Below are 26,911 nucleotides of genomic sequence, written 5' to 3'. Positions count from 1 at the left end.
CAGTTCTACCGGGGCTCCGCTCCTCATGTCCGGCGAAACCACAGCTCGCGGCTACCTTGACAAACCCCACCCACCCACAAACTGAACGGCCTTGGCACTAGTCGCGCGGCTTGGCGTTCCGTTCCTTGAGCATCGTCGCCATCAGCTCGATCTCCGACTGCTGTGCGTCGACCATGCCCTGGGCGAGCTTCTTCTCCACGCCGACCGTGCACTTGGCGACACAGCCCTCGGCCATGTGGATGCCGCCCTTGTGATGGTCGGTCATCAGTTGCAGGTAGAGGATCTCGGCCTGCTTGCCCTGCAGCGTGTTCAGCTTGCGCAGGTCGGTGTTGGTGGCCATGCCCGGCATCAGCGCGCCGTCCTCACCGGGGGGCATGTCGCCCATGCCCATCCAGGTCATCGGCGGATCGGCGGACACCTTCGGCAGACCCCACAGGTCGAGCCAGCCCAGCATCATGCCGCGCTGGTTGGCCTGCGTCTGCGCGATGTCGTACGCGAGCCGGCGCACCTCCTCGTTCTTCGTGCGGTCGCGCACGATGTACGACATCTCCACGGCCTGCTGGTGGTGGACCGACATGTCCCGCGCGAAGCCCGCGTCCGCGGAGTCGGCGGTGGGCACCTTCGCCGTGGGTCCGTTGTCCTCGGCCGCGGCGTAGGTGATCGCCCCGGCCGCGACGAGCGCCGCCGCCGCGGCCCCGGCGATCCAGCCGATGTGCCTCACTGGCCCAGCCCGCCCGTGCAGGCGGCGCCCGGCTCGGGCGTCTGGGAGCCCTGGACGAACGCGGCGAAGAACGCGTCCACGGCCGGGTCGTTCGCGCTCTTCACCGTGCGCTGATGGGCCCAGGCGCTGAGCATGATCGGGTCCTTCTGGTCCTCGACGGGGCTCATCAGCGTGTACGGCGTCTTCTTCACCTTGGCGGCGAGCGCGTCGACGTCGCTCTTGGCGGCCTTGCTGTTGTACGTCACCCAGACCGCGCCGTGCTCCAGGGAGTGCACGGCGTTCATGTTGTTGACCGGCTTGGTGTAGACGTCGCCGTTGCAGTTCTGCCACACCGGGTTGTGGTTGCCGCCGACCGGGGGCTCCATGGGGTAGGCCACGGGCGTGGTGGTGTGGGTGCGGCCCAGCGTGCCCTTCCAGGTCCTGACCCCGTCCGCGCCGGTGACGAAGTGGCCCGTGTCGCCCTTCTTCGTCTCCCCCTTCGGGTCGCTCGCCGCGGCGGCCTTGTCGCCGGTCCGGGACTGGACGAGGACGACCCCGCCGACGACGAGACCGCCGACGACGACCACGCTGGCCGCGATCATGAGGATCCGGTTACGCCGCTCACGGGCGTGCTCTGCGCGACGCATCGCCTCTATCCGGGCCTTGCGGTCGGCAGAGCCGGTCTTGTTGGCGGAACCCATGGCCAGTCCTTATGGAGAAGGAACGTTCGGGACCGTCGATGGTAATGGGGCCGGGCGGCCCGGACGTAGACCGGACACACTCATGACCGAAGAAGCGGCTTTCGTTCCGATAATTTAAAGACGAGATGCGCATTATTTGCCGGGACTCTTGCAGAAGGCCCCGGCGTTCATGACGCGGCTCGCCGTCGCCGGCGAGTCCAGCCCCACGACCCGCGAGGTCGCGAAGGTCATGGACATGCCCTGCACGCACGCCGCCAAGGTCGTCGCCGAACTCGACAGGGCGGCGGATGAAAAAGGGGGGGCGGAACCGGACTGGGACGGCCATGACGAATGGGCCGGCGAACAGGCAAGATGGGCAGCAGAGCGGAACACCTGCCGTACGGAGCCGTCCGGTCCGGGACCGGTCGGCCGATCAAGGTCCGCAACGCGTACGAAACGGAGTTGTGGTGGGATGCTCAGGTGCCCGACCGTCTCTCCCGTGGCATCGGCGACAGGCGGCCTGACCAGCAAGGATGGGGAAGCGGAAGATGGACAAGCAGCAGGAGTTCGTGCTCCGGACGTTGGAGGAGCGCGACATCCGTTTCGTACGCCTGTGGTTCACGGACGTGCTGGGCTTCCTCAAGTCCGTGGCCGTGGCGCCCGCTGAACTGGAGCAGGCCTTCGACGAGGGCATCGGCTTCGACGGCTCCGCCATCGAGGGCTTCGCGCGGGTCTACGAGTCCGACATGATCGCCAAGCCGGACCCGTCGACCTTCCAGATCCTGCCCTGGCGTGCCGAGGCCCCGGGCACGGCCCGTATGTTCTGCGACATCCTCATGCCGGACGGCTCCCCGTCGTTCGCGGACCCGCGCTACGTCCTCAAGCGCGCCCTCGCCCGCACCTCCGACCTCGGCTTCACCTTCTACACCCACCCGGAGATCGAGTTCTTCCTGCTGAAGGACCGCCCCCTCGACGGCAGCCGCCCGACCCCGGCCGACAACTCCGGCTACTTCGATCACACCCCGCAGAACGTCGGCATGGACTTCCGCCGCCAGGCGATCACGATGCTGGAGTCGATGGGCATCTCGGTCGAGTTCTCCCACCACGAGGGCGCGCCGGGCCAGCAGGAGATCGACCTGCGCTACGCGGACGCGCTCTCCACGGCGGACAACATCATGACGTTCCGCCTGGTCATGAAGCAGGTGGCGCTGGAACAGGGCGTGCAGGCGACGTTCATGCCGAAGCCGTTCTCGGAGCACCCCGGCTCCGGCATGCACACGCATCTGTCCCTCTTCGAGGGCGACCGCAACGCGTTCTACGAGTCGGGCGCCGAGTACCAGCTCTCCAAGGTCGGCCGTTCCTTCATCGCGGGTCTGCTGCGGCACGCGGCGGAGACCTCGGCGGTCACCAACCAGTGGGTGAACTCCTACAAGCGCATCTGGGGCGGCTCCGAGCGCACCGCGGGCGCGGGCGGCGAGGCGCCGTCGTACATCTGCTGGGGCCACAACAACCGCTCCGCCCTGGTCCGCGTCCCGATGTACAAGCCGGGCAAGACCGGATCGGCGCGGGTCGAGGTCCGCTCGCTCGACGCGGGCACCAACCCGTACCTGGCCTACGCGGTCCTGCTCGCCGCCGGCCTGAAGGGCATCGAGGAGGGCTACGAGCTGCCGCCGGGCGCCGAGGACGACGTGTGGGCCCTCACGGACGCCGAGCGCCGGGCGATGGGCATCGAGCCCCTCCCGCAGAACCTCGGCGAGGCGCTCGCCCTGATGCAGCGCAGCGACCTCGTCGCCGAGACCCTGGGCGAGCACGTCTTCGACTTCTTCCTGCGCAACAAGAAGCAGGAGTGGGAGGAGTACCGCTCGGAGGTCACGGCATTCGAGCTGCGCAAGAACCTGCCGGTGCTGTAGCCGCAGGTCAGCGATCCAGCGCACCTTCGGTGCGCGCCGGGGGCGTGGTAAATGCCGTGGCGCGCGCCGGAGGTGCTTCTGTCTGCCCTGACGTGGGCTGTTGCCGGTTCGGGATCGTGGTGGGGTTCGTTCCGGCCGAGACCGATGCCTCTGTGATGCCGGTGAGCTCGCAGGTCAGCGTGGTATTTACGCCTCAGAGGCGGACGAATGCGGGTCGCGACGGACCTCTCGCGGCGAACCTCGACGACCGGTGCCATGCCGGACGACTGCCGATTTGCCGAGTCAGGGTCAGTGATTATCGACCTGAAAAGGATGTGGTCGAGAGAATTACTCCCGGCTATATCCCTGGGTCGCCAGAGTCGCAAGTGGCCCCAGCGATCCCGGTTCACTCGTGCCGGCCTGCGGAAAATAGGCGGAATCCCGCCCTGTCGCAGTCCAGAGATGTCTGTCCAGACTCGACCAATGGCGATGCCTGACGGTTTCAGTGAGTCGGCGTGACACGAGTGCCGCCGTGTCGATCCGAGTGTGCGCGAACCCGGCCACATCCCGATGATGACCATGCTCTGTGACCACTGCTGGAACGTGGAGGCCAACAAAATCGCGATCGGCGGGGGCGCCACGGACTCGCCGGCCCCGGAGCCCGACCCGGACGACGTCACCTGGTTCGCGGAGCCCATCCCGCCCTGCGAGAAGTGCGGGGAGGTCATCCAGCGCCGGCGGACGAACTATGGCCGGTGGGTGCACCTTGAGCTGGAGCAGATGACGGCGAAAGAGGTCCCGCACGAGTACCGTTGGCGACTGATGCCCCTCAGGGCCCGTCACTCGCTCGTGCCCGTTGAGATCATCGCCGTGAAGGTCGGGGCCATGGACCCTCGCCCAGGGGACCCCGTGTACGCGGCTCACGCCATGTTCTGCTCCGCCCCTGAGGCCACGGCGAACGAGAAACCGCAGGACGGGAGTTGATCAGGCGCCAGTCCCATGGCGCCGGGAATGCCCCCTCCTGGGACCGCCCTGGCAGGTCAGGGCAGTTTCGCTCCGTTCCAGGTGGCCTTCTGCCTGTCGGTGCCATCCAGCAGCGCCCCGGTGAGATCGGCGTCGGTGAAGTTCGTGCCGACGAGTTTCGCCGCCGAGATGCCTTGATCGGGAGCACCGCTGAGATTGGCCCCCCTGAGGTCTGCACCGGTCAGGTCGGCCTCGGTCAGGTTCGCGCCGGCCAGCCCTGCCCTTCTGAGGTCGACGGATACGCCGCTTTCGCCGTTCGACAGGGTGGCGCCGGTGAGGTCGGCGCCGGTGAGATCCGCGTCCTCGAAACGTGCCCCATCCCACGAGGCGTTCTTGAGGTCGGTATTGAGAAAAGTAGCCTGGTCGAACTCCGCATCGCTCAGGATGGACCCGGACATTTGTGCGTCATCGAACCAGACGTTTTCGAAAGAGCCGCTGTCCAGATACGCCTCGGTCAGGTCGGCACCGCGAAAATCCGCGTCGTTGAAATTCAAGCCGTAAAGGTTCGCTCCGACCAGGAAGGTGTTGCGCAGGTCTATTACCGGGTCCGAGTCCACGTTCAATTGTCGCGATCCCAGAACGTTCAGTGCGGCCTGCACGTCGTCCGGGAGTCGTTTTTTCGCGTCCTTGTGGACGCGCTCCGCCTGCTTTTCCCGAGTGGCGACGCGACGGAGCCTCCACGCGGCAAGGAGCCATCCTGCGGCGATGCCAAGGGCCAACCCCGACTCGGTACCGCTCCACCACGGTACGGCCGACGCTTCACAGCCCCTCAGCACGGTCCAGGAAGTACAGTCGCCGCCGTTCCAGTCGTACCACCCCATCGAGCCCAACGTGGCATCGAGGACGTGGTAAAGACTCGGCAGTTCCGAGAAGGGACCACTCGTCATGTACTGAAGGCCGAGCCAGGTCCCCAGTGTCACGCTGGAGAGCACCAGTGCACACGGGATGATCCGGGTCCAGATCCGGCGACCCGCTTGCAGTTGACGCGTGGAGCGGTCCAGCTCCACCAGATCGGGCAGGTACGGGGACGTAGGCGGAAGCCCTTGGAACCGCCGGAGAGCAGTGGAAGCGCGCAACTGGCTGCCGACCACGTCCATGCGTGGGCGGACGAGCCGGCGAGGGACTAAAAGGATGTGACGCCCTGTGCGTTCGTACGGATCGCTGAACGTGGCTGCCTTCACCACCATTTTCCAGATCAGCAGCGTCATCGCGTGGGTGACGGTCGCACCGAGCAGTGCGCGTGCCCAGTCAGCCCAGGAAGTGAAGTCCACCGTTCCGATCCCGCCCCCGCCCGTGCAGCCCTGATGCGTCGAACCGGCTACCCGTGGAGTATGCCCTGAGCGACGGCTTCGGGGCGGAGTTCCAGAGACGTCACCCGGGCGTCCGGGCCGAGGACATCGGCCGGGCGCCGCCGGCACCGAGGCCGGACGACTCACCTGGGGACAGGGACGGGCGCTCCCGCTCGGTGTGGAGGGCGGTCGGCGCGGCTGGTCGCGTCCTCCTCCGGGAGCCGGACGGTTCCGTGGCAGGGCAGGCCGCGCACGCCGGGGGAATTCGACGCCCCTCACACCGGGCTCCGCGCGGGATACTCCGGTTAGGCTCGGGCTCGTAGACCTTGATCCGCCGGCTGGTACGAGCGCGGGTTCGACGGGAGGCCGAGGATGACGGTGCCGGGGCGCAGGAGCAGTACCTTCACACGGCTGCTGCGGCACGGCTTCACCGACCCCTCCGCCGCCGAGCGGCTCCTTCAGAGCGTCGAGCTGGCGCCGATACGGACCGATCCCGTGCTGCTCGAGGCCCTGGGCGCGACCGCCGACCCGGATCTGGCGCTGCACGGACTCGTCCGCCTCCTGGAGGCGCAGCCCGCCCCCACCGCCCGGCGCGAGCTGCTCGACACGCTGATCGCGGCCAAGCCCCTGCGGGACCGGCTGCTCGGTGTCCTCGGCGCCTCCGCCGCGCTCGCCGACCACCTCGCCCGCCACCCCGGCGACTGGCACGTCCTGGTCACCTACGAGCCCCAGGACCTCCACCCCGGGGTGGAGGAATTCGAACGGCAGCTCGCGGACGTCACCGACCCCGTCTCCCTGCGCGTCGCCTACCGCCGCGCTCTGCTGTCGATCGCCGCACGCGACGTGTGCGGCACCATCGACGTCGCCCAGACCGCCGCCGAACTGGCCGACCTCGCCACCGCCACCCTCCGGGCCGCTCTCGCCCTCGCCCGGGCCGCCGCCCCCGACGACGCCGCGCTCTGCCGGCTCGCGGTGATCGCGATGGGCAAGTGCGGCGGCCACGAGCTGAACTATGTCTCCGATGTGGACGTGATCTTCGTCGGCGAGACCGCGCACAACGGCGACGAGCGCAAGGCCTTGCAGGCCGCGACCCGGCTCGCCTCGCACATGATGCGTATCTGCTCCGAGACGACCGTCGAGGGCAGCATCTGGCCCGTCGACGCCAATCTGCGGCCCGAGGGCCGCAACGGTCCCCTCGTGCGCACCCTGAGCAGCCACCTCGCCTACTACCAGCGCTGGGCCAAGACCTGGGAGTTCCAGGCCCTGCTCAAGGCCCGCCCGGTGGCCGGCGACGGGGAACTCGGCGAGCAGTACGTGGCCACCCTCGCCCCCCTCGTCTGGGGGGCCGCCGAGCGGGAGAACTTCGTCGCGGACGTCCAGAAGATGCGCCGCCGGGTGGTCGCCAACATCCCCGTCGGGGAGGTCGAGCGCGAGCTGAAGCTCGGTCCCGGCGGCCTCAGGGACGTCGAATTCGCCGTACAGCTCCTGCAGTTGGTGCACGGGCGGGCCGACACCTCGCTGCGCAGCGGCACCACCCTGGACGCCCTGGAGGCGCTCGCGGCCGGCGGTTACGTCGGGCGCGCCGACGCCGTGCAACTGGAGGAGGCGTACCGCTTCCTGCGCTCCCTGGAGCACCGCATCCAGCTCTACCGGCTGCGCCGTACCCATCTCGTCCCCGAGGGCGAGTCCGATCTGCGGCGCCTCGGCCGCTCCCTCGGCCTGCGCACCGACCCCGTGGAGGAGCTGCGGCGCGAGTGGCGGCGGCACACCGGTGTCGTACGCCGGCTGCACGAGAAGCTGTTCTACCGGCCGCTGCTCGACGCGGTCGCCCAACTCGCGCCCGGCGAGACCCGGTTGAGCCCCGGCGCGGCCCGGGAGCGCCTCGTCGCGCTCGGCTACGCGGACCCGGCCGCCGCGCTGCGCCATCTGGAGGCGCTGGCCTCCGGCGTCACCCGCAAGGCCGCCATCCAGCGCACCCTGCTGCCCGTTCTGCTCGGCTGGTTCGCGGACTCCGCCGACCCGGACGCGGGCCTGCTGGGCTTCCGGAAGGTTTCGGACGCGCTAGGCAAGACCCCCTGGTACCTGCGGCTGCTGCGGGACGAGGGCGCCGCCGCCGAGAACCTCGCCCGGGTGCTGTCCGCGGGCCGGCTCGCCCCCGATCTGCTGATGCGCGCCCCCGAGGCCGTGGCCCTCCTCGGCGACGGCGACGGCAGCGGCGGCGGGCTCGAACCACGGCGGCGGGCCCCGCTGGAGCAGGAGATCCTCGCCGCGGTCGGCCGCGCCGAGAACGCCGAGCAGGCGGTCACGGCGGCACGGGGGGTACGCCGGCGCGAGCTGTTCCGTACGGCCGCCGCGGACATCGTCGGCTCGTACGGCAGCGAGGACGCCCCCGCCCGGCCCGACCAGGGCGCACTGATCGACCTGGTCGGCGGCGCGGTCTCGGACCTGACGGCGGCCACCCTCGCGGGCACCCTCCGCGCGGTCGTGCGGGCCGTCTGGGGCGACACCCTGCCCACGAGGTTCGCCGTCATCGGCATGGGCCGCTTCGGCGGACACGAACTGGGCTACGGCTCCGACGCGGACGTGCTGTTCGTGCACGAGCCCCGGGACGGCGTGGACGAGCGGGAGGCGGGCGAGGCGGCGAACAAGGTGGTGGCGGAGATGCGGCGGTTGCTCCAGCTGCCGAGCACCGACCCGCCGCTCCTCATCGACGCGGATCTGCGGCCCGAGGGCAAGTCGGGGCCGCTCGTGCGCACCCTGGCGTCGTACGCGGCGTACTACCGGCGCTGGTCGCTGGTGTGGGAGTCGCAGGCGCTGCTGCGGGCCGAGCCCGTGGCCGGGGACGAGGACCTGGGCCGCCGCTTCATCGAGCTGATCGACCCGCTGCGCTACCCGGCGGCGGGCCTCGACGGCGACGCCGTGCGCGAGATCCGGCGGCTGAAGGCCCGCATGGAGTCGGAGCGGCTGCCGAGGGGCGCGGACAAGACGCTCCACACGAAGCTGGGCCGGGGCGGCCTGTCGGACGTGGAGTGGACGGTCCAACTGCTGCAGCTACAGCACGGCGCGGCGGAACCGGGCCTGCGCACCACCCGCACCCGCGCCGCCCTCGCCGCCGTCCGCCGGGCCGGGCTGATGTCCGAGGAGGACGCGGCGATCCTGGATGAGGCGTGGGTGCTCGCGTCCCGGGTGCGCAACGCGGTGATGCTGGTACGGGGGCGAGCGGGTGACACGTTCCCGTCGCAGAGCCGGGAGCTGGCCGCGGTGGGCCGCTACCTGGGGTACGGGCCGGGGCACGTGGGCGACATGCTGGACGACTACCGGCGGACGACGCGCAGGGCCAGGACCGTGGTGGAGGAGCTCTTCTACGGCTCGTGACGGCGGTCCGTCACGAGCCGGTGACGGTGGGCGGTGGGCGGTGGGCGGCGGGCGGTGGGCGTCCTCAGGTCTTGGTGGGCAGCAGCACCGGGCCGCCGGCCCCCGCCACCCGGCGCGGCAGTGCGTAGGGCAGGGCGCCGTACCACAGCCAGGCCGCCGCGATACCGAACGAGAGGCAGAGCGCCCCGCCGACCGCGTCCAGCCAGAAGTGGTTCGCCGTGGCCACGATCACCGTCAGCGTCACCGCCGGGTACAGCAGGCCCAGGACCCGCACCCAGTTCACCGTGGCCAGGGCGAACAGCGTCAGGCCGCACCACAGCGACCAGCCGATGTGCATCGAGGGCATGGCCGCGTACTGGTTCGACATGTGTTTCAGATCGCCCGACGCCATCGAACCCCAGGTGTGGTGGACCACCACCGTGTCCACGAAGTCCCCGCCGTTCATCAGGCGGGGTGGCGCGAGCGGGAAGAAGTAGTAGCCGAGCAGTGCCACCGCCGTCGTGGCGAACAGCGTGAGCCGCGTGGCCGCGTACCGGCCGGGATGGCTGTGGTACAGCCACACCAGGATCCCGAGCGTCACCACGAAGTGCAGCGTGGCGTAGTAGTAGTTCATTCCGATGATCAGCCAGGTCACCGAGTTGACGGCGTGGTTGACCGAGTCCTCGACCGCTATCCCCAGATGGTGTTCGAGGCGCCACAGCCCGTCCGCGTTGGCCAGTGCCTGCGCCTTCTGCTCCGGTACGGCGTTGCGGATCAGGGAGTACGTCCAGTAACTGACCCCGATGAGCAGGATCTCGAACCAGAAGCGCGGGCGGCGCGGAGCGCGCAGCCTGCGCAGCGGACTCGGTCCCGCGCGGTCCGCCGTCTCGGCCGTGACGTCCTGTGGCACGGCCCGTCCCCGGCCTTCCACTGTCGTCGCGGTCCTGTCACCCATGGGCACAGAGTCTGCCAGAAAACTCTCCCCGCCGATCATCACCAGGAAGGGTTGTGGCCACATGTTCTCCACCTGGGGGACCCCTGGAGGAGCTCGCAGCACTAGGGACGACTGCGGTCCCCGGGAGCCGATGCGGTCGATCCCCGCACCACCAGCTCCGGCATGAACACGAACTCGCTGTGCGGCGCGGGCGTCCCGCCGATCTCCTCCAGCAGCGTCCGCACGGCCGCCTGCCCCATCGCCGGAACCGGCTTGCGGACCGTCGTCAGCGGCGGGTCCGTGAAGGCGATGAGCGGGGAGTCGTCGAAACCCACCACCGAGATGTCCGTGGGGACTTCCAGCCCCCGCTGCCGCGCCGCCCGGATCGCGCCCAGCGCCATCATGTCGCTCGCGCACACCACCGCCGTGCACTCCCGGTCGATGAGCGCGCTCGCCGCAGCCTGGCCGCCCTCCAGGGTGTAGAGGGAGTGCTGGACCAGGCGTGACTCGATGTCCTCGCCAGACAGCCCGAGCTGGTCCTGCATCGCGCGGACGAAGCCCTCGATCTTCCGCTGCACCGGTACGAAACGCCGGGGTCCGAGCGCCAGCCCGATCCGGGTGTGCCCCAGGGACACGAGGTGGGTGACCGCCAACGACATCGCGGCCCGGTCGTCGGGGGAGATGAAGGGTGCCTGCACCTTGGGGGAGAAGCCGTCCACCAGGACGAAGGGCACGCCCTGGGCGCGCAGCCGCTCGTAGCGCTGCGTGTCGGCGGTGGTGTCCGCGTGCAGCCCGGAGACGTAGATGATGCCCGCCACCCCGCGGTCCACCAGCATCTCCGTGAGCTCGTCCTCGGTGGAGCCGCCGGGGGTCTGGGTCGCGAGGACCGGGGTGTACCCCTGCCGTGTCAGCGCCTGGCCGATGACCTGGGCGAGGGCGGGGAATATCGGGTTCTCCAGCTCCGGGGTGATCAGTCCGACCAGGCCCTCGCTGCGCTGGCGCAGCCGCACCGGACGCTCGTAGCCCAGTACGTCGAGGGCGGCCAGGACGGACTGGCGGGTGGTCGCGGCGACGCCCGGCTTCCCGTTGAGAACACGGCTGACGGTCGCCTCGCTGACCCCTGCCTGTACCGCGATGTCGGCGAGCCGTGTGGTCACGGGATGGGACTGTACCCCTCGGGTCTCGGCTTGCCCACCAATCGGACGCCGGGCCCGGGCGGCTGACCGGCCCGCTGCGGGTTGCTGCGTCATCGCGCTCCCTCGTGATCGTGTTCGGCGTCCGTGTCCGCAAGGGGATGGTCCCCGCACGGCAACGCATGGCAAGAGCTTGCAGAGTCTTGCACACGGGCCCATGCCCGGTGGATCAGCCCGGAATCCGGGTGTACCGACCCTCACGGCGGGATCACGGACCGGTAACCATTGTCGGCTCTTGCACTTTTTTTCTGCAAGGTCTTTCGCGCTGGTTGCATCGCTGTTACGTTCACGTCGCCCGGCGGCACCTTCCCCTCTCGACCTCGCTCGAGCGGGCGGGGCCCCGTCGGCACAGCCGGCAGAGGCGGCGGACGGGACCGCCACCTGTAGCTACACGGGCTTTCACCCTCAAGGAGAACTCATGCGGCGTGGCATAGCGGCCACCGCGCTGGTGGCGTCCGTTGCCCTCGCGGCGACGGCCTGCGGCGGAAGTGACAGCGGCAGCGGCAAGGCGGACGGTCCGGTCACCCTCACCTGGTGGGACACGTCCAACGCCACCAACGAGGCGCCGACGTACAAGACCCTGGTCGCGGACTTCGAGAAGGCCAACCCGAAGATCAAGGTCAAGTACGTCAACGTTCCCTTCGACCAGGCGCAGAACAAGTTCGACACCGCCGCCGGCTCCCAGGGCGCCCCGGACGTGCTGCGCTCCGAGGTCGGCTGGACCCCCGCCTTCGCGAAGAAGGGCTACTTCCTGCCGCTGGACGGCACCGCGGCCCTCACGGACAAGGACAAGTTCCAGTCCAGCCTGATCCAGCAGGCCCAGTACCAGGGCAAGACCTACGGCGTGCCCCTGGTGACCGACACCCTCGCGCTGGTCTACAACAAGGCCCTGTTCAAGAAGGCCGGGATCACCGAGGCGCCGAAGACCTGGGACGAGCTGAAGTCCGACGCCGCCAAGGTCAAGGACAAGACCGGCGTCGACGGCTACTGGGGCTCCACCCAGGCCTACTACGCCCAGTGCTTCCTCTACGGCGAGGGCACCGACACGGTCGACGTCCCCGCCAAGAAGATCACCGTGGACTCGGCCCCCGCGAAGAAGGCCTACGGCACCTGGCTGAGCCTGTTCTCCGGCAAGGGCCTGCACCAGGCCGACACCACCGCCGACGCCTACGCCCACATCCAGGACGCGTTCGTCAACGGCAAGGTCGCCGCGATCGTCCAGGGCCCCTGGGAGATCACGAACTTCTACAAGGGCTCGGCCTTCACGGACAAGTCCAACCTCGGCATCGCCACCGTCCCGGCCGGCTCCACCGGCAAGGCGGGCGCCCCGACCGGCGGCCACAACCTCTCGGTGTACGCGGGCTCGGACAAGGCCCACCAGGACGCGGCGCTGAAGTTCGTCAACTACATGACCTCGGCGAAGTCCCAGGAGACCATCGCCCTGAAGAACTCCACGCTGCCGACCCGCCAGGACGCCTACACCGCCCAGGTCAAGGCCGACCCCGGCATCTCCGGCTACCAGAGCGTGCTCGCCGCCGCCCAGCCGCGCCCGGCGCTGCCCGAGTACAGCTCGCTGTGGGGCCCGCTCGACACCGAGCTGCCCAAGATCGCGGGCGGCAAGGAGTCGCTGGACAAGGGCCTGAGCAACGCGGAGCTGGCGATCGCCAAGCTGGTCCCCGACTTCAGCAAGTAAGCCCGTCAAGCCCGTGCCGGCCGCCGGATCTCCCTGACTCACGGGGGGAGAGATCCGGCGGCCACCGGCCGTGCCCAGCCCCTCCCCCCGCTCCTGCAGAAGGTGTCGAACCATGACAGTCGCCATCGACCGCGCGACCGGCACGCGCCACGGTGACCGCGCACCGCGGCCCGGGCTGGGCCGGCGGCTCAAGAACGGATTCCGTACGTACTGGTACGCGTACGCGATGATCGCGCCGGTGGTCGTCGTGCTCGGCGCCATCGTGGGCTATCCCCTGGTGCGGGGCGTCTACCTGACCCTCACCGACGCCAACAGCCTCAACTCGGCGCGCACGATCGGCGTCAACCACATCGCCGCCACCTACAAGTTCATCGGGCTCGGCAACTACCAGGACATCCTGTTCGGCCCGACGGCGTACGACCGGTTCTGGTCGCACTTCCTGTGGACCGTCTTCTGGACGGCCGCCTGCGTGGTCCTGCACTACACCATCGGCCTCGGCCTTGCGCTCATGCTCAACCAGAAGCTGCGCGGCCGTACCGTCTACCGGCTGGTGCTGGTCCTGCCCTGGGCCGTACCGGCCTTCGTCACCGTCTTCTCCTGGCGGATCATGCTCGCCGACTCCGGTGTGCTCAACCAGGTCCTCGACGCGCTCCACCTGCCCCAGCCGCAGTGGCTGGAGGACACCTTCTGGCAGCGGTTCGCCGCGATCATGGTCAACACCTGGTGCGGTGTCCCGTTCATGATGCTCTCGCTGCTCGGCGGCCTGCAGTCCATCGACTCCTCGCTCTACGAGGCCGCTGAGATGGACGGCGCCAGTGCCTGGCAGCGCTTCCGGTACGTCACGCTGCCCGGCCTGCGCTCCGTCAGCTCCACCGTGGTGCTGCTCGGCGTCATCTGGACCTTCAACCAGTTCGCCATCATCTTCCTGCTGTTCGGCCCCACCAGCGCCCCCGACGCCCAGATCCTCGTGACCTGGGCCTACTACCTGGGCTTCGGACAGCAGCCGCGCGACTTCGCCCAGTCCGCCACGTACGGCGTGCTGCTGTTGTCGATCCTGACCGTCTTCACCTCCTTCTACTTCCGCTGGCTGAAGCGCAATGACCAGCTCGCCGTCTGACGCCGCAGGAGCCGCCCCCATGAGCACCACGACCCTCGAAAAGACCGAAACCGCTTCGGCCCCCGCACCGTCGCCCCGGCGCCGGACCCGCCGGCGGGGGGAGCGGGGCCCGCTGGGCGCCTTCCTGCTCCACGGCGGCCTCGTCGTGGCGAGCCTCATCGCGCTGGCCCCGGTGGCCTGGCTGTTCTTCCTGTCCCTCGGCCCGGACAAGGACGACTACCTGCATCCCGGCAAGATCCTGAACGAGCTGAGCTTCTCCAACTACCGCTTCGTGCTGGAGCACACCGGCTTCTTCGACTGGTTCAAGTCGACGATGATCGTGGCGCTCGGCACCACCCTGATCGGTGTCTTCGTCGCCGCCACCACCGGCTACGCCGTCTCGCGCATGCGCTTCCCCGGCTACCGGCCGCTGATGTGGGTGCTCCTGCTCACGCAGGCCTTCCCGATCGCCATCCTGATCGTGCCGATGTACGAGATCTTCGGCCGGCTCGGCCTCATCGACACCTACTGGTCGCTGATCATCATCAACTGCACCACGGCCGTGCCGTACAGCGCCTGGCTGCTCAAGGGATACTTCGACACCATCCCCTTCGAGATCGACGAGGCCGGACGCGTGGACGGACTCACCCCGTTCGGCACCTTCGCCCGGCTGATCCTGCCGCTGGCCCGCCCGGGACTGGCCGTCGCGGCCTTCTACAACTTCATCACCGCGGTGGGCGAGGTCGCCTTCGCGACCACCTTCATGCTCGACGACTCGAAGTACACGTTCGCCGTCGGCCTCCAGACCTTCGTCAGCGAGCACGACGCGCAGTGGAACTACATGGCCGCCACCGCGGTGTTGATCGCGATACCCGTGTCCGTGTTCTTCTACCTTGTCCAGAAGAACCTGGTGACCGGCCTCACCGCGGGCGGCACGAAGGGCTGACCACCCTCCCGGGGTTCCCGTGCGGCCCGATCCGCGCGGGTGGCGGCCGCGGTGTCGATCCGACCCCGCGGTCACCGCGGCCGCCCAGTCACCTCCACCCTGCCCAAGCCCCACGACCCGACCCTCTCCCCCCGCTCTCGTCTTCGCCCGACCGGGGGATCCCCACCGCATCAAGGACGCCATGAGCCAGCACTCCGCCGACCCGGCCCCGAACACCGCCCTCGCCACCGTCGCCACCCACCGCGACTGGTGGCGTGACGCGGTGATCTACCAGGTCTATCCGCGCAGCTTCGCCGACAGCAACGGCGACGGCATGGGCGACCTGGAGGGCGTACGTTCCCGACTTCCCTATCTGCGCGACCTCGGCGTGGACGCCGTGTGGCTCAGCCCCTTCTACGCCTCGCCGCAGGCCGACGCCGGCTACGACGTCGCCGACTACCGTGCCGTCGACCCCATGTTCGGCAGCCTTCTGGACGCCGACGCACTGATCCGCGACGCCCATGGGCTGGGGCTGCGCATCATCGTCGACCTGGTTCCCAACCACTCCTCCGACCAGTACGAGTGGTTCAAGCGGGCGCTCGCGGAGGGGCCGGGCTCGCCGCTGCGGGAGCGCTACCACTTCCGCCCCGGCAAGGGCGAGAACGGCGAGCTGCCGCCCAACGACTGGGAGTCCGTCTTCGGCGGCCCGGCCTGGACCCGGGTCACCGAACCCGACGGCACGCCCGGCGAGTGGTATCTGCACCTCTTCGCGCCCGAGCAGCCCGACTTCAACTGGAACCACCCGGCGGTCGGCGACGAGTTCCGCTCGATCCTCCGCTTCTGGCTGGACATGGGTGTCGACGGCTTCCGTATCGACGTCGCCCATGGCCTGGTGAAGGCGGCGGGCCTGCCCGACCTCGGCGCCCACGACCAGCTCAAGCTGCTGGGCAACGATGTCATGCCGTTCTTCGACCAGGACGGCGTCCACGCCATCTACCGGCAGTGGCGCACGATTCTCGACGAGTACGCGGGTGAGAAGATCTTCGTCGCCGAGGCATGGACGCCGACCGTCGAGCGCACCGCCCGCTATGTGCGCCCCGACGAACTGCACCAGGCCTTCAACTTCCAGTACCTGGGCACCTACTGGGACGCGGCGGAGCTGCGCGCGGTCATCGACCGCACCCTCGACGCGATGCGCCCGGTCGGCGCCCCCGCCACCTGGGTGCTGTCCAACCACGATGTGACCCGCCACGCCACCCGCTTCGCCAACGAGCCCGGCCTCGGCACCCAGATCCGCCTCGCGGGAGACCGGGAGCTGGGCCTGCGGCGCGCCCGCGCCGCCACGCTGCTGATGCTGGCGCTGCCCGGCTCGGCGTACCTCTACCAGGGTGAGGAACTCGGCCTGCCGGACGTCGTGGACCTGCCGGACGAGGTGCGTCAGGACCCCGCCTACTTCCGGGGCGAGGGCCAGGACGGCTTCCGGGACGGCTGCCGGGTGCCGATCCCGTGGACCCGCACCGGACCCTCGTACGGCTTCGGCAGCGGCGGGAGCTGGCTGCCGCAGCCCGCGAGCTGGGGCGACCTCAGCATCGAGGCCCAGCAGGGGGTCCCCGGCTCGACCCTGGAGCTGTACCGCACCGCCCTCGCCGTGCGGCGCGCGCAGCCCGGCCTGGGCGCGGGCGACTCGGTGGAGTGGCTGAGGGCACCCGAGGGCGTGCTCGCCTTCCGCCGCGGGGACTTCGTGTGCGTCGCGAACACCACCGGCGAGGCGGTCACGATCCCGTCGTACGGCCGTGTCCTGGTCGCCAGCGGCGAGCTGACCCTGACGGCCGACGAGGCGAAGCTGCCCGCGGACACGACGGTGTGGTGGACCACCGACTGATCCGGCGCAAGCCTTTCACCGGGTTTTCAGGGGCCCGTCGTCCGTCCGGGACGGCGGGCCCCTTCCTGTGGTCGCGCCGGGTGATGTGGTGTCAACCGGCCGCAATCCGGCGCTATTTGGCGTATGTGGCAGGAACATGTCCGGGGGGTTGACCGTCGAGGTCGGGACTCGTACGGTCTGCTGCACTGCAAGCAGTTGAAAACTTGCAGTAATTCCCTTCAGGGGATCTCAGGGTCCGTCAGGGACCCCGCAGCAGATCCTTCAACGGAGAAGGAACCCCCACATGGCCAGTAGAACGCTCTCCGGAGCCCTCGCCCTCGCGGCGGCGGCGTCGGTCGCACTCGCCGTCCCCGCCGGGACCGCGTCCGCCTCCCCGCCCGGCACCAAGGACGTCACCGCGGTCCTGTTCGAGTGGAACTTCGCCTCGGTCGCCAAGGAGTGCACCAACACCCTCGGCCCGGCAGGGTACGGTTACGTCCAGGTCTCCCCGCCCGCCGAGCACATACAGGGCTCCCAGTGGTGGACGTCGTACCAGCCGGTGAGCTACCGGATCGCGGGCCGCCTCGGCGACCGCGCAGCCTTCCAGAACATGGTCGACACCTGCCACGCGGCGGGTGTGAAGGTCGTCGTGGACACCGTCATCAACCACATGTCGGCGGGCAGCGGCACCGGCACGGGAGGCTCGTCGTACACGAAGTACGACTACCCGGGCCTGTACTCCTACGCCGACTTCGACGACTGCACCTCCCCGGTCACCAACTACCAGGACCGCTGGAACGTCCAGCACTGCGAGCTGGTGGGCCTCGCCGACCTCGACACCGGCGAGGAACACGTCCGCAAGACCATCGCCGGCTATATGAACGACCTGCTCAGCCTTGGTGTGGACGGCTTCCGCATCGACGCCGCCAAGCACATCGCGGCCGACGACCTGGCCAACATCAAGTCGCGGCTGACCAACCCGTCCGCGTACTGGAAGCAGGAGGTCATCTACGGCGCGGGCGAGGCGGTCCAGCCGAGCGAGTACACGGGCAACGGCGATGTCCAGGAGTTCCGCTACGCCTACGACCTCAAGCGGGTGTTCACCAGCGAGAAGCTGGCCTATCTGAACAACTACGGCGAGGGCTGGGGCTATCTGAGCAGCTCGGTCGCCGGGGTCTTCGTGGACAACCACGACACCGAGCGCAACGGCTCGACCCTGAACTACAAGGACGGCGCCGACTACACCCTGGCGAACGTCTTCATGCTGGCCTGGCCCTACGGCGCCCCCGACATCAACTCCGGCTACGAGTGGTCCGACGCGGACGCGGGCCCGCCAGGCGGTGGTGCGGTGAACGCCTGCTGGCAGGACGGCTGGAAGTGCCAGCACGCCTGGCCGGAGATCAAGTCGATGGTCGCCTTCCGCAACGCCACGCACGGCGAGGCGGTCACCAAGTGGTGGGACGACGGCAACAACCTGATCGCGTTCGGCCGCGGCAGCAAGGGCTATGTGGTGATCAACCACGAGAGCACCACGGCCGCCCGGTCGTACGAGACCTCGCTGCCCGCCGGCACCTACTGCGATGTGCAGGGCGACAGGACCGTGACGGTGAACAGCAGCGGCTGGTTCACGGCGTCGGTCGCCCCGAACACGGCGCTCGCCCTCTACGCGGGGAAGTCGAGCTGCTGACCCACTGACGGGCCCGTACCGCTGCGGTGCCCTCCGGCAGATCCGCCGGAGGGCACCGCGTCGTGTCCGTGCCCCAACAGCCGTGCGCGGCCCGCGGACCGGGGCCGGACGGAAGGGGCTCTGAAAATACTTGCCGTGAGTTTCACAACTCTTGCTGTAAGGCTTTCGTCGGCGATACGGTCGCGCGGACGCCCGACGACGCAGCCGTCCCGTGGCGCAGGGGTCGGACCCGATTGAGCCGCAGTCGCAAGGAGTTTCCGCCTGTGATACCGAGATGGCCGGCGCCCCGGACGCGCCGCACCCAGCAGTACAGAAGGGTCGCGGCCGTTACCGTCGCCGCGCTCGCCGCAGCTTTGCTCCCGCCCCTGGCCGCCCGCGCGGCCGCTCCGCCCTTGCCGCCGTCGGACGCGAAACTCGCCGCCGAGCCCGCCCGGCACGACGACACCCGCGAGCAGTTCTACTTCGTGATGCCGGACCGGTTCGCCAACGGCGACACCTCCAACGACCGCGGCGGACTGACCGGTTCACGGCTCGCCACCGGATACGACCCCACGGACAAGGGCTTCTACCAGGGCGGCGACCTCAAGGGCCTGACCCGGAAGCTCGACTACATCAAGGGCCTCGGCACCACCGCCATCTGGCTGGCCCCGATCTTCAAGAACCAGCCCGTGCAGGGCAGCGGCGCCGACGCCTCGGCCGGGTACCACGGTTACTGGATCACCGACTTCACCAAGGTCGACCCGCACTTCGGGACCAACAAGGACCTGGCGGACCTCATCTCCACGGCGCACGCCAAGGGCATGAAGGTCTTCTTCGACGTCATCACCAACCACACCGCGGACGTCGTCGACTACGAGGGCGCCTCGCACGACTACCTCTCCAAGGGCGCCTTCCCCTACCTGACCAAGGACGGCCGGCCGTTCGACGACGCCGACTACGCGACCGGCACGAAGGGCTTCCCGCCGGTCGGCACCGGCTCCTTCCCGCGCACGCCCGTCGTGCCCGCCGCGAAGAGGAACATCAAGGTCCCGTCGTGGCTCAACGACCCGACGATGTACCACAACCGCGGTGACTCCACCTACGCCGGCGAGAACGCCACCTACGGCGACTTCTCCGGCCTCGACGACCTGTGGACCGAGCGTCCCGAGGTCGTCAGCGGCATGGAGAAGATCTATGAGCGCTGGGTGCGGGACTTCGGCGTCGACGGCTTCCGGATCGACACCGTGAAGCACGTGAACATGGAGTTCTGGACGCAGTGGGCGACCGCGCTCGACCGGTACGCCGCCGCGCACGGCCGCAGGAACTTCTTCATGTTCGGCGAGGTCTACTCCGCCGACACCTCGATCACCTCGCCCTACGTCACCCAGGGCCGCCTGGACGCCACGCTCGACTTCCCCTTCCAGGAGGCGGCCCGGGAGTACGCCTCCCAGGGCGGCAGCGCCCGGAAACTCGCGGGTGTCTTCGCCGACGACTACAAGTACACGACCGACAAGGCCAACGCGTACGAGCAGGTCACCTTCCTCGGCAACCACGACATGGGGCGGATCGGGTACTTCCTGAAGCAGGACAACCCGAAGGCGTCCGACGCGGAGCTGCTGAAGAAGGACGAGTTCGCCAACGAGGTGATGTTCCTCAGCCGCGGCAACCCCGTCGTCTACTACGGCGACGAGCAGGGCTTCACCGGCTCCGGCGGCGACAAGGACGCCCGCCAGACGATGTTCGCCTCCAAGGTCGCGGACTACCTGGATGACGACGAGATCGGCACCGACCGCACCCACGCGAGCGACGCGTACGACACGAGTGCGCCGCTCTACCGCCAGATCGCCGCTCTCTCCGAGCTCCGCAAGGCCAACCCCGCCCTCGCCGACGGGGTCCAGGCCGAGCGCTACGCGGCCGACGGCGCCGGCGTCTACGCCTTCTCGCGCACCGGCGCCGACGGCACCGAGTACCTCGTCGCTCTCAACAACGCCGGCGAACAGAAGACGGCCACCTTCGCCACCGGCTCCGCGGACATGACCTTCCGGGGCACCCACGGAACGGACGCGTCGGTCCGCAGCGGCGCCGACCGCAAGGTCACCGTCACCGTCCCGGCCTTCTCCGCCGTCGTCCTCAAGGCCGCCCGCCCGCTCGGCGCACCGGCCACCAGCCCGACGATCACCTTGAAGGCCCCGGACGCGGGCGCCACCGGCACGGTCGCGGTCTCCGCCGACGTCGAGGGCGGCCGGCTCAACCGGGTCGTCTTCGCCGCCCAGACCGGCAACGGCCCCTGGCGAACCCTCGGCTCCGCCGACCACGCCCCGTACAAGGTCACCCAGCCCCTCGCCGAGAACGTTCCGGCCGGAACCGCCCTGCGCTACAAGGCGGTCGTGATCGACTCGGCGGGCCGGACGGCGAGCGCGACGGCGGACAGCACGACCGGCACCCCGCCGGCCCCCCAGGTCCCCACCGCCTCCTCCCGCGACTACGCGATCGTCCACTACAGGAGGGCCGACGGGAACTACGGCGACTGGGGCCTGTACGCCTGGGGCGACCTCGCCGACGGCGAGGCGACGACCTGGCCGGACAGCCATCCCTTCGTGGGCCGCGACGCCTACGGCGCCTTCGCCTACGTCAAGCTCAAGCCCGGTGCCTCCAGCGTCGGCTTCCTCGTCATCGACAAGAACGGCGACAAGGACGTCTCCGCCGACCGCACCATCGACGTCACCCGGACCGGCGAGGTCTGGGTCGAGCAGGGCAAGGAGACCGTCCTCACCGAGAAGCCGACGACCGACTACCCGCCGCAGGACACGACCAAGGCGGTCATCCACTACAAGAGGGCCGACGGGAACTACGACGGCTGGGGCCTCCACGTCTGGACGGGCGCCGCGCACCCCACCGACTGGTCCAGCCCGCTCAAGCCGGTACGGACCGACGCGTACGGCGCGGTCTTCGAGGTGCCGCTCGCCGAGGGCGCCACCAGCCTCAGCTACATCGTCCACAAGGGCGACGAGAAGGACCTCGCCGCCGACCAGTCGCTCGACCTGAAGACGAACGGCCACGAGGTGTGGCTGCTGAACGGCCAGGAGAAGTACCTGCTGCCGCAGCCCGCGGGCAGCTCGGCCGCCCTCGACCTGACCACCTCCAAGGCGGTCTGGATCGACCGGGACACGCTCGCCTGGAACGGCGTCGACGGCGCCGCCTCCACCCAGCTCCTCTCCTCCCACGACGGCTCGATCACCGTCAAGGACGGGACGCTGACGAGCGACGACGAGCGCTGGCTGCGACTGACGAGGACCACGCTCACCGACGCCCAGAAGACGGCGTTCCCCCATCTGAAGGACTACACCGCCTGGTCCGTCGATCCGCGCGACCGCGGCCGGGTCCGCGAGGCCCTGAGCGGCCAGCTCGTCGCCTCGCAGCGGGCCGCGAACGGGGCGGTGCTGGCGGCGACGGGCGTCCAGACCGCCGGCGTACTCGACGACGTGTACGACGCGACGAAGGCCGACCTCGGGCCGACGTTCCACCACGGCCGCCCCACACTTTCCGTCTGGGCGCCCACCGCACAGTCGGTGAGGCTCGAAGTGGGCGGCTCCACGGTCGCCATGCGGCGCAACGCCACCACCGGCGTCTGGTCCGTCACGGGCCCGGCGTCCTGGAAGAACAAGCCCTACCGGTATGTCGTGAAGGTGTGGGCGCCCAGCGTCCACAAGATCGTCACCAACAAGGTCACCGACCCGTACTCCCTCGCCCTCACCGCCGACTCCGCACGCAGCCTCGTCGCCGACCTCAGCGACCGGTCCCTCGCCCCGAGCGGCTGGTCGCGGCTGAAGAAGCCGAAGGCGGTGCCGCTCAAGGACGCCCAGATCCAGGAGCTGCACATCCGCGACTTCTCCGTCGCGGACAGGACCGTACCGGCCAAGGACCAGGGCACCTATCTCGCCTTCGCCGACAAGAACAGCGACGGCTCCCGGCATCTGCGCGCACTGGCGAAGGCGGGCACCTCGTACGTCCATCTGCTGCCCGCCTTCGACATCGCGACCATCCCCGAGAAGAAGTCCGAGCAGCAGACCCCCGGCTGCGACCTCGCCTCCTACGCCGCAGACTCCGACCGGCAGCAGGCCTGCGTCGCCGCCACCGCCGCGAAGGACGCCTACAACTGGGGCTACGACCCGTACCACTTCACGGTCCCCGAGGGCTCGTACGCCACGGACCCGGACGGCACCGCGCGCACGGTCCAGTTCCGCACCATGGTCAAGTCCCTCAACGACGACGGCCTCAGGGTGGTGATGGACGTCGTCTACAACCACACCGCGGCGAGCGGCCAGGCGGACACCAGCGTCCTGGACAAGATCGTGCCCGGCTACTACCAGCGGCTGCTCGCCGACGGCTCGGTGGCGAACAGCACCTGCTGTGCGAACACCGCGCCCGAGAACGCCATGATGGGCAAGCTCGTCGTGGACTCGCTCGTCACCTGGGCCAAGGAGTACAAGGTCGACGGGTTCCGCTTCGACCTCATGGGCCACCACCCGAAGGCCAACATCCTCGCGGCGCGCAAGGCGCTGGACGCGCTGACCCTCGCCAAGGACGGGGTCGACGGCAAGAAGATCATCCTCTACGGCGAGGGCTGGAACTTCGGCGAGGTCGCCGACGACGCCCGCTTCGTCCAGGCCACCCAGCAGAACATGGCCGGCACCGGCATCGCCACGTTCTCCGACCGCGCCCGTGACGCCGTGCGCGGCGGGAGCCCCTTCGACGCGGACCCGGGCGTCCAGGGCTTCGCGTCCGGCCTGTACACCGACCCCAACACGTCCCCCGCCAACGGCACTCCGGCCGAGCAGAAGGCCCGGCTGCTGCACTACCAGGACCTCATCAAGGTCGGTCTGACCGGCAACCTCGCGAAGTACCGCTTCACCGACGACGACGGCAAGGAGGTCGCCGGCGCGGAGATCGACTACAACGGCGCCCCCGCCGGTTACGCGGACGCCCCCGGCGACGCCCTCGCCTACGTGGACGCACACGACAACGAGTCCCTGTTCGACGCGCTCGCCTACAAACTGCCCGTCTCGACCAGCGCGTCGGACCGGGCCCGGATGCAGGTGCTGGCGATGGCCACGGCCGCCCTCTCGCAGGGGCCGGCCCTCTCCCAGGCGGGCACCGACCTGCTGCGCTCGAAGTCACTGGACCGCAACTCCTTCGACAGCGGCGACTGGTTCAACGCCATCCACTGGAACTGCGCGGACGGCAACGGCTTCGGACGCGGGCTGCCGATGGCGGCCGACAACCTGTCCAAGTGGACCTATGCCAAGCCGCTGCTCGGCACGGTCAAGGTGGGCTGCCCGCAGATCGACGGGACCTCCGCCGCCTACCAGGACCTGCTCAGGATCCGTACGACGGAGAAGGCGTTCTCCCTCGGCACGGCCGCGCAGGTACAGGACCGGTTGTCCTTCCCGCTGTCCGGGAAGGACGAGACACCCGGCGTGATCACCATGCGCCTCGGTGACCTGGTCGTGGTCTTCAACGCCACTCCCGAGCGGCAGGAGCAGCGGATCGGCAGCCTCGCCGGGACGCGCCTCCGGCTGCACCCGGTGCAGGCGGCGGGCGCGGATCCGGTGGTGAAGACCTCCGCCTACGCGGCGGCCACGGGCACCTTCACCGTCCCGGCGCGCACGGTGGCGGTGTTCACCCGGGCTGCCCGGTAGGGCCGGAACCCGACGCCAGGGACATCAGCCGGCCGGCCAGCTCCGCGAAGGGGCCGTCGGCCGGCTCGTCCTCGACCATGGCGCGCAGCAGGGCGGCCATGTCCTCGTCGTAGGCCGCGCTGACGGCGGCCAGGGCGGCGAGATCGTGCACGAGCTGCGACTCCAGTTCGCCGCGCGGGATGCGCCGGCCGTCCAGCCAGATCAGCGCGGTCGACTCGGCGAGCGAGATCCAGGAGCGGACGACCAGTTCGAGGCGCGCGGGTGCCTCGGTGACGCCGAGGTGCGCGAGGATCTGCTCGTAGGCGGCCTGGCGTACGGAGTCGACGAGTGCGTTCGTCGTCGACGAGCCGACCGCCGGGCCGCCGCGCATCAGCGCCGAGAAACCGGGTCCGTGCTCGTCCACGAAGTCGAAGAAACGGTGCGTCACCCGGAGCAGCCGTGCCCCCAGGGGGCCTTCGTGCGGTTCCGTGAACCGGCCCGCCAGATCCTTGGCGGCACGCTTCAACGCGGCCTCGTACAGGCTGAGTTTGCCGGGGAAGTAGTGGTAGACCAGCGGTCGCGAGATGCCCGCGGCCGACGCTATCTCGTCGAGGGAGACCTCGTCGGGGGAGCGCCGGCTGAACAGTTCGAGCGCGACGCCGATCAACTGCTGCCGTCGCTCCTCGACTCCCATCCTGCGGCGTACCCCGGCTGGCATGCGAACACCTTACCGATTGAATCCGGCCTCGAACCGGCCGGATCCCTGTGGTGCGCTCACCGCTCCGGCACGGCTCCCGCGCCGGACGCCCGCGATCCGCGGACCGGTCGGGTGCGCTCACCGCAGACCGCCGACCGTCCTTCCGTCGGCCAGGGTGCCCCGCAGCCCGGCCCGCGCCCCCTGCCTCGTCCGCACCGCCAGCAGATTCCCCCGCGCCGACCCGCTCACCCCGCCGGTCGCCCGCAGGGACGCGGTGTCCCCGCTGCCCGCGGCGAGCAGGTACCAGGCGCCCTCCGCCGACTTCCACAACACCCCGGCCAGCACATGGGGATCCTTCGCGCCGCACGCCGCGACGCCCTCGGCCTGCGCCGCGACCGCCCCGGACCGCCCGCCCGGGGTGCGGAACTGCGCCAGCACCAGCGGGGCGTCGCCCCGCCAGGTGTCCGCCCGGGTGCACACCCACTGAGCCGCCCCGGACCCGTCCGGCAGCGACTGCCGCGCGTACTCCCACGCGTTCACGGACCGCACACCCTGCGACCGCACCGCCGCCAGCGAGCACGCGAGCGGCGCCCAGGCGCGCAGCCCCGCCGCCCCGGACGCCTCCCGCGGTGCGGCCGGCCGCCCCACGGTGAGGTGCGCCGGCATCAGCTCCCCGAGGTCGGCCAGCAGCCGCGTACCCGAACCGTCCGTCAGTTCCAGCACGTTCCACGACGCGCACGGGCCGCTCGGCCGGACCGGACTCGCGAGCGGCGCCGTCACCCCGTGCGCCGGACGCAGGTCCAGCGCCCCGGACGACGGCGCCACCAGGTCCCGCTCCGTCGCGGCGGTCACCCACGGGGCCGTCAGATAGCGGACGGTGCCCTCGGCGCGGTCCAGCACCAGCGCCTCCGCCTCGGCCCCCGCCGCCGCGTCCGCCCGGGCGAAGTCGAGCGCGGCCCGGTCCGTGCCGTCCTGCGGCTCGGCGTAGCGCACGATGCGCAGACCGTCGTGGAAGACCACCACGCGCGCCGCGTCGACCCGGCCCGCGTACAGCAGCTGCGGTGGGCCGGGGGGGCCGCCCGAGGGGGTGCCGGGGGTGGCCGAGACCCGCACGGACTGCCCGGGCCGCGCCCAGACGGCGAGCGCGCGCCGCAGCAGCCCCCGGTCGCCGGTCAGATCGCCGCGGGCGGGCCACACGGAGAAGTCGGTGCGCGCCGACGTCCGCCACGCGGTGGGCGCCACCCGGGTCACCCGGGCCGGATCCAGGGCGGCGCGGGCGGCCGGGTTCCGTGCGTCGGAGGAGGCGGCCGCGCCGTCCGGGCCCCAGCCGCCGCTCGGCAGCGCGAGCAGCGCGCCGCACACCGCGACGGCAGCCGCGGCCGCGAGCGCGGCCTTGCCGTGCTGCCGGCGCCGCACCAGGCCGGTCGGCCGGGCCTGTAGCGCGCACGGGTCGAACTCGGGTGAGTCCAGCAGGGCGTCCCGCGCCGGTACGGCCGCGGCCTCACGGATCGCCGCCGACGGGTCCGCGACGCCCGCCGCGGCCAGCACCCCGTGCACACCGTCCTCGGGGAGCTTCTCCAGACCGCGCAGCACATAGGCGGCACGGGCCGGGCCGGACAGCGCGGACAGCCGCTGGTCCAGGGCGAGTTCGTCGGCGCCGCCCGAGCGCGGGAACAGCCGCAGCCCCCACACCTGGGGCAGCAGCGGCGGTAGCTGGGACCGCTTCGGCCAGGCGGTGCCCCCCAGCGGCCGGCCCGCCTCCAGCGCCGTCCGCAGCACCCGAAGCCGCAGCAGGGCGTACCCCGGGTCGCCGTCGCGGCTGCCCGCCAGGCCTCCGGCGTCACGGGAACGGGGGAATGCCCCCGCGCTGTGCCGGCCCCCGCCCTGGGACGGGACCGCGGCCGCGAGGGCGCGCCCCGGGGGCAGCGCCCGCTGGGCGAGGGCGTGCGCGGTCAGCACCCGTCGGCTGCGGCCGAGGCCCGTCGGCAGCACCAGATAGGCGAGCCGGACGAGCCGGGGATAGTGCTCGACGAGCGTGGCCTCGGCCTGCTCGACGTCGATGAACGCACCGAAGGCCGATGCGCGGTGGGGGGCGACGTCCTGTGACTGCACGTTCAGCAGAACGAGCGGAACGGTGGTTGGTCACCTGGACGCGGGAGCCTTCGGCGAGGCTCCGGCACCCGCCGTCACGGCGGCAGCCCGCTGATCGCGGGCAGCAGTTGAGCACGGGAGG

The 26,911-nt window shown here is 70.3% G+C and carries 16 protein-coding genes and 1 pseudogene; 10 read left to right on the top strand and 7 right to left on the bottom strand.

Annotated elements, in window-relative coordinates; genetic code table 11:
- Positions 1–97: 97 nt before the first annotated feature.
- Both ACWD5Q_RS27855 and ACWD5Q_RS27850 read right to left on the bottom strand, forming a co-directional pair.
- Positions 98–721: a DUF305 domain-containing protein gene (locus tag ACWD5Q_RS27855; RefSeq protein WP_451429805.1), complete on the bottom strand. Its 624-nt coding sequence runs from the start codon at positions 719–721 to the stop codon at positions 98–100.
- On the bottom strand, positions 718–1,401 hold the full coding sequence (locus tag ACWD5Q_RS27850; protein WP_451429804.1) for a DUF3105 domain-containing protein: 684 nt from the start codon (positions 1,399–1,401) through the stop codon (positions 718–720). The genes ACWD5Q_RS27855 and ACWD5Q_RS27850 overlap by 4 nt, the downstream gene beginning before the upstream one ends.
- A gap of 169 nt (positions 1,402–1,570) precedes the next feature.
- Between ACWD5Q_RS27850 and ACWD5Q_RS27845 the strand changes: the two are divergent.
- The 3 genes and pseudogenes from ACWD5Q_RS27845 to ACWD5Q_RS27835 form a co-directional block, all read left to right on the top strand.
- Positions 1,571–1,675: pseudogene (locus ACWD5Q_RS27845) on the top strand (transcriptional regulator); the annotation flags it as partial.
- Between the two features lie 253 nt (positions 1,676–1,928).
- Positions 1,929–3,290, top strand: coding sequence for a type I glutamate--ammonia ligase (gene glnA / locus ACWD5Q_RS27840; RefSeq protein ID WP_451429803.1), 1,362 nt, complete (start codon positions 1,929–1,931; stop codon positions 3,288–3,290).
- Positions 3,291–3,815: 525 nt separating this feature from the next.
- Positions 3,816–4,253: a DUF6083 domain-containing protein gene (locus ACWD5Q_RS27835; RefSeq protein ID WP_451429802.1), complete on the top strand. Its 438-nt coding sequence runs from the start codon at positions 3,816–3,818 to the stop codon at positions 4,251–4,253.
- Positions 4,254–4,309: 56 nt separating this feature from the next.
- Here ACWD5Q_RS27835 and ACWD5Q_RS27830 read toward each other — a convergent pair whose 3' ends face one another.
- Positions 4,310–5,563, bottom strand: a complete 1,254-nt coding sequence (locus tag ACWD5Q_RS27830; RefSeq protein ID WP_451429801.1) for a pentapeptide repeat-containing protein — start codon at positions 5,561–5,563, stop codon at positions 4,310–4,312.
- 390 nt (positions 5,564–5,953) lie between these two features.
- Between ACWD5Q_RS27830 and ACWD5Q_RS27825 the strand changes: the two genes are divergently transcribed.
- The gene (locus ACWD5Q_RS27825; RefSeq protein WP_451429800.1) at positions 5,954–8,956 is read left to right on the top strand and encodes a bifunctional [glutamine synthetase] adenylyltransferase/[glutamine synthetase]-adenylyl-L-tyrosine phosphorylase; all 3,003 of its coding nucleotides are present in this window, start codon (positions 5,954–5,956) and stop codon (positions 8,954–8,956) included.
- 64 nt (positions 8,957–9,020) lie between these two features.
- Here ACWD5Q_RS27825 and ACWD5Q_RS27820 read toward each other — a convergent pair whose 3' ends face one another.
- Both ACWD5Q_RS27820 and ACWD5Q_RS27815 read right to left on the bottom strand, forming a co-directional pair.
- The gene (locus ACWD5Q_RS27820; RefSeq protein WP_451429799.1) at positions 9,021–9,890 is read right to left on the bottom strand and encodes a phosphatase PAP2 family protein; all 870 of its coding nucleotides are present in this window, start codon (positions 9,888–9,890) and stop codon (positions 9,021–9,023) included.
- A 101-nt stretch (positions 9,891–9,991) separates the two neighbouring features.
- On the bottom strand, positions 9,992–11,026 hold the full coding sequence (locus ACWD5Q_RS27815) for a LacI family DNA-binding transcriptional regulator (RefSeq protein WP_451429798.1): 1,035 nt from the start codon (positions 11,024–11,026) through the stop codon (positions 9,992–9,994).
- Between the two features lie 454 nt (positions 11,027–11,480).
- Between ACWD5Q_RS27815 and ACWD5Q_RS27810 the strand changes: the two genes are divergently transcribed.
- From ACWD5Q_RS27810 to pulA, 6 genes are all read left to right on the top strand, one after another.
- On the top strand, positions 11,481–12,755 hold the full coding sequence (locus ACWD5Q_RS27810) for an extracellular solute-binding protein (protein WP_451429797.1): 1,275 nt from the start codon (positions 11,481–11,483) through the stop codon (positions 12,753–12,755).
- A gap of 112 nt (positions 12,756–12,867) precedes the next feature.
- Entirely contained in the window at positions 12,868–13,872 is a 1,005-nt protein-coding gene (locus ACWD5Q_RS27805) for a carbohydrate ABC transporter permease (RefSeq protein WP_451429796.1), read from the top strand.
- 19 nt (positions 13,873–13,891) lie between these two features.
- The gene (locus ACWD5Q_RS27800) at positions 13,892–14,797 is read left to right on the top strand and encodes a sugar ABC transporter permease (RefSeq protein ID WP_451429795.1); all 906 of its coding nucleotides are present in this window, start codon (positions 13,892–13,894) and stop codon (positions 14,795–14,797) included.
- Between the two features lie 181 nt (positions 14,798–14,978).
- On the top strand, positions 14,979–16,658 hold the full coding sequence (locus ACWD5Q_RS27795; protein WP_451429794.1) for a glycoside hydrolase family 13 protein: 1,680 nt from the start codon (positions 14,979–14,981) through the stop codon (positions 16,656–16,658).
- 283 nt (positions 16,659–16,941) lie between these two features.
- A complete protein-coding gene (locus ACWD5Q_RS27790) occupies positions 16,942–18,324 on the top strand; it encodes an alpha-amylase (protein ID WP_451429793.1) in 1,383 nt (460 codons plus the stop codon).
- Positions 18,325–18,587: 263 nt separating this feature from the next.
- Positions 18,588–24,002 carry a pullulanase-type alpha-1,6-glucosidase gene (gene pulA / locus ACWD5Q_RS27785; protein ID WP_451429792.1) on the top strand — a complete coding sequence of 1,805 codons (5,415 nt, stop codon included), beginning with the start codon at positions 18,588–18,590 and terminating at the stop codon, positions 24,000–24,002.
- Here pulA and ACWD5Q_RS27780 read toward each other — a convergent pair.
- Together ACWD5Q_RS27780 and ACWD5Q_RS27775 are read right to left on the bottom strand one after the other, a co-directional pair.
- Positions 23,983–24,699 (bottom strand): TetR/AcrR family transcriptional regulator, encoded by a 717-nt coding sequence (locus ACWD5Q_RS27780; RefSeq protein ID WP_451429791.1) that lies wholly within the window; start codon positions 24,697–24,699, stop codon positions 23,983–23,985. The two genes, pulA and ACWD5Q_RS27780, sit on opposite strands and share 20 nt — an antisense overlap.
- A gap of 117 nt (positions 24,700–24,816) precedes the next feature.
- Positions 24,817–26,790, bottom strand: coding sequence for a hypothetical protein (locus ACWD5Q_RS27775; protein ID WP_451429790.1), 1,974 nt, complete (start codon positions 26,788–26,790; stop codon positions 24,817–24,819).
- Positions 26,791–26,911: the final 121 nt, after the last annotated feature.

The organism is Streptomyces sp. NPDC002513 (assembly GCF_053595355.1).
The sequence above is the reverse complement of the archived record's forward strand: the minus strand, read 5'-3'. Positions and strand labels throughout refer to the sequence as shown.

Excerpts from the sequence above, each read along its gene's own strand:
- ACWD5Q_RS27790 (WP_451429793.1), top strand. The coding sequence starts at position 16,942 with ATGGCCAGTAGAACGCTCTCCGGAGCCCTCGCCCTCGCGGCGGCGGCG.
- ACWD5Q_RS27805 (WP_451429796.1), top strand. The coding sequence starts at position 12,868 with ATGACAGTCGCCATCGACCGCGCGACCGGCACGCGCCACGGTGACCGC.
- ACWD5Q_RS27820 (WP_451429799.1), bottom strand. The coding sequence starts at position 9,890 with ATGGGTGACAGGACCGCGACGACAGTGGAAGGCCGGGGACGGGCCGTG.
- ACWD5Q_RS27825 (WP_451429800.1), top strand. The coding sequence starts at position 5,954 with ATGACGGTGCCGGGGCGCAGGAGCAGTACCTTCACACGGCTGCTGCGG.
- ACWD5Q_RS27810 (WP_451429797.1), top strand. The coding sequence starts at position 11,481 with ATGCGGCGTGGCATAGCGGCCACCGCGCTGGTGGCGTCCGTTGCCCTC.
- glnA (WP_451429803.1), top strand. The coding sequence starts at position 1,929 with ATGGACAAGCAGCAGGAGTTCGTGCTCCGGACGTTGGAGGAGCGCGAC.
- ACWD5Q_RS27795 (WP_451429794.1), top strand. The coding sequence starts at position 14,979 with ATGAGCCAGCACTCCGCCGACCCGGCCCCGAACACCGCCCTCGCCACC.
- ACWD5Q_RS27850 (WP_451429804.1), bottom strand. The coding sequence starts at position 1,401 with ATGGGTTCCGCCAACAAGACCGGCTCTGCCGACCGCAAGGCCCGGATA.
- ACWD5Q_RS27800 (WP_451429795.1), top strand. The coding sequence starts at position 13,892 with ATGAGCACCACGACCCTCGAAAAGACCGAAACCGCTTCGGCCCCCGCA.
- ACWD5Q_RS27780 (WP_451429791.1), bottom strand. The coding sequence starts at position 24,699 with ATGCCAGCCGGGGTACGCCGCAGGATGGGAGTCGAGGAGCGACGGCAG.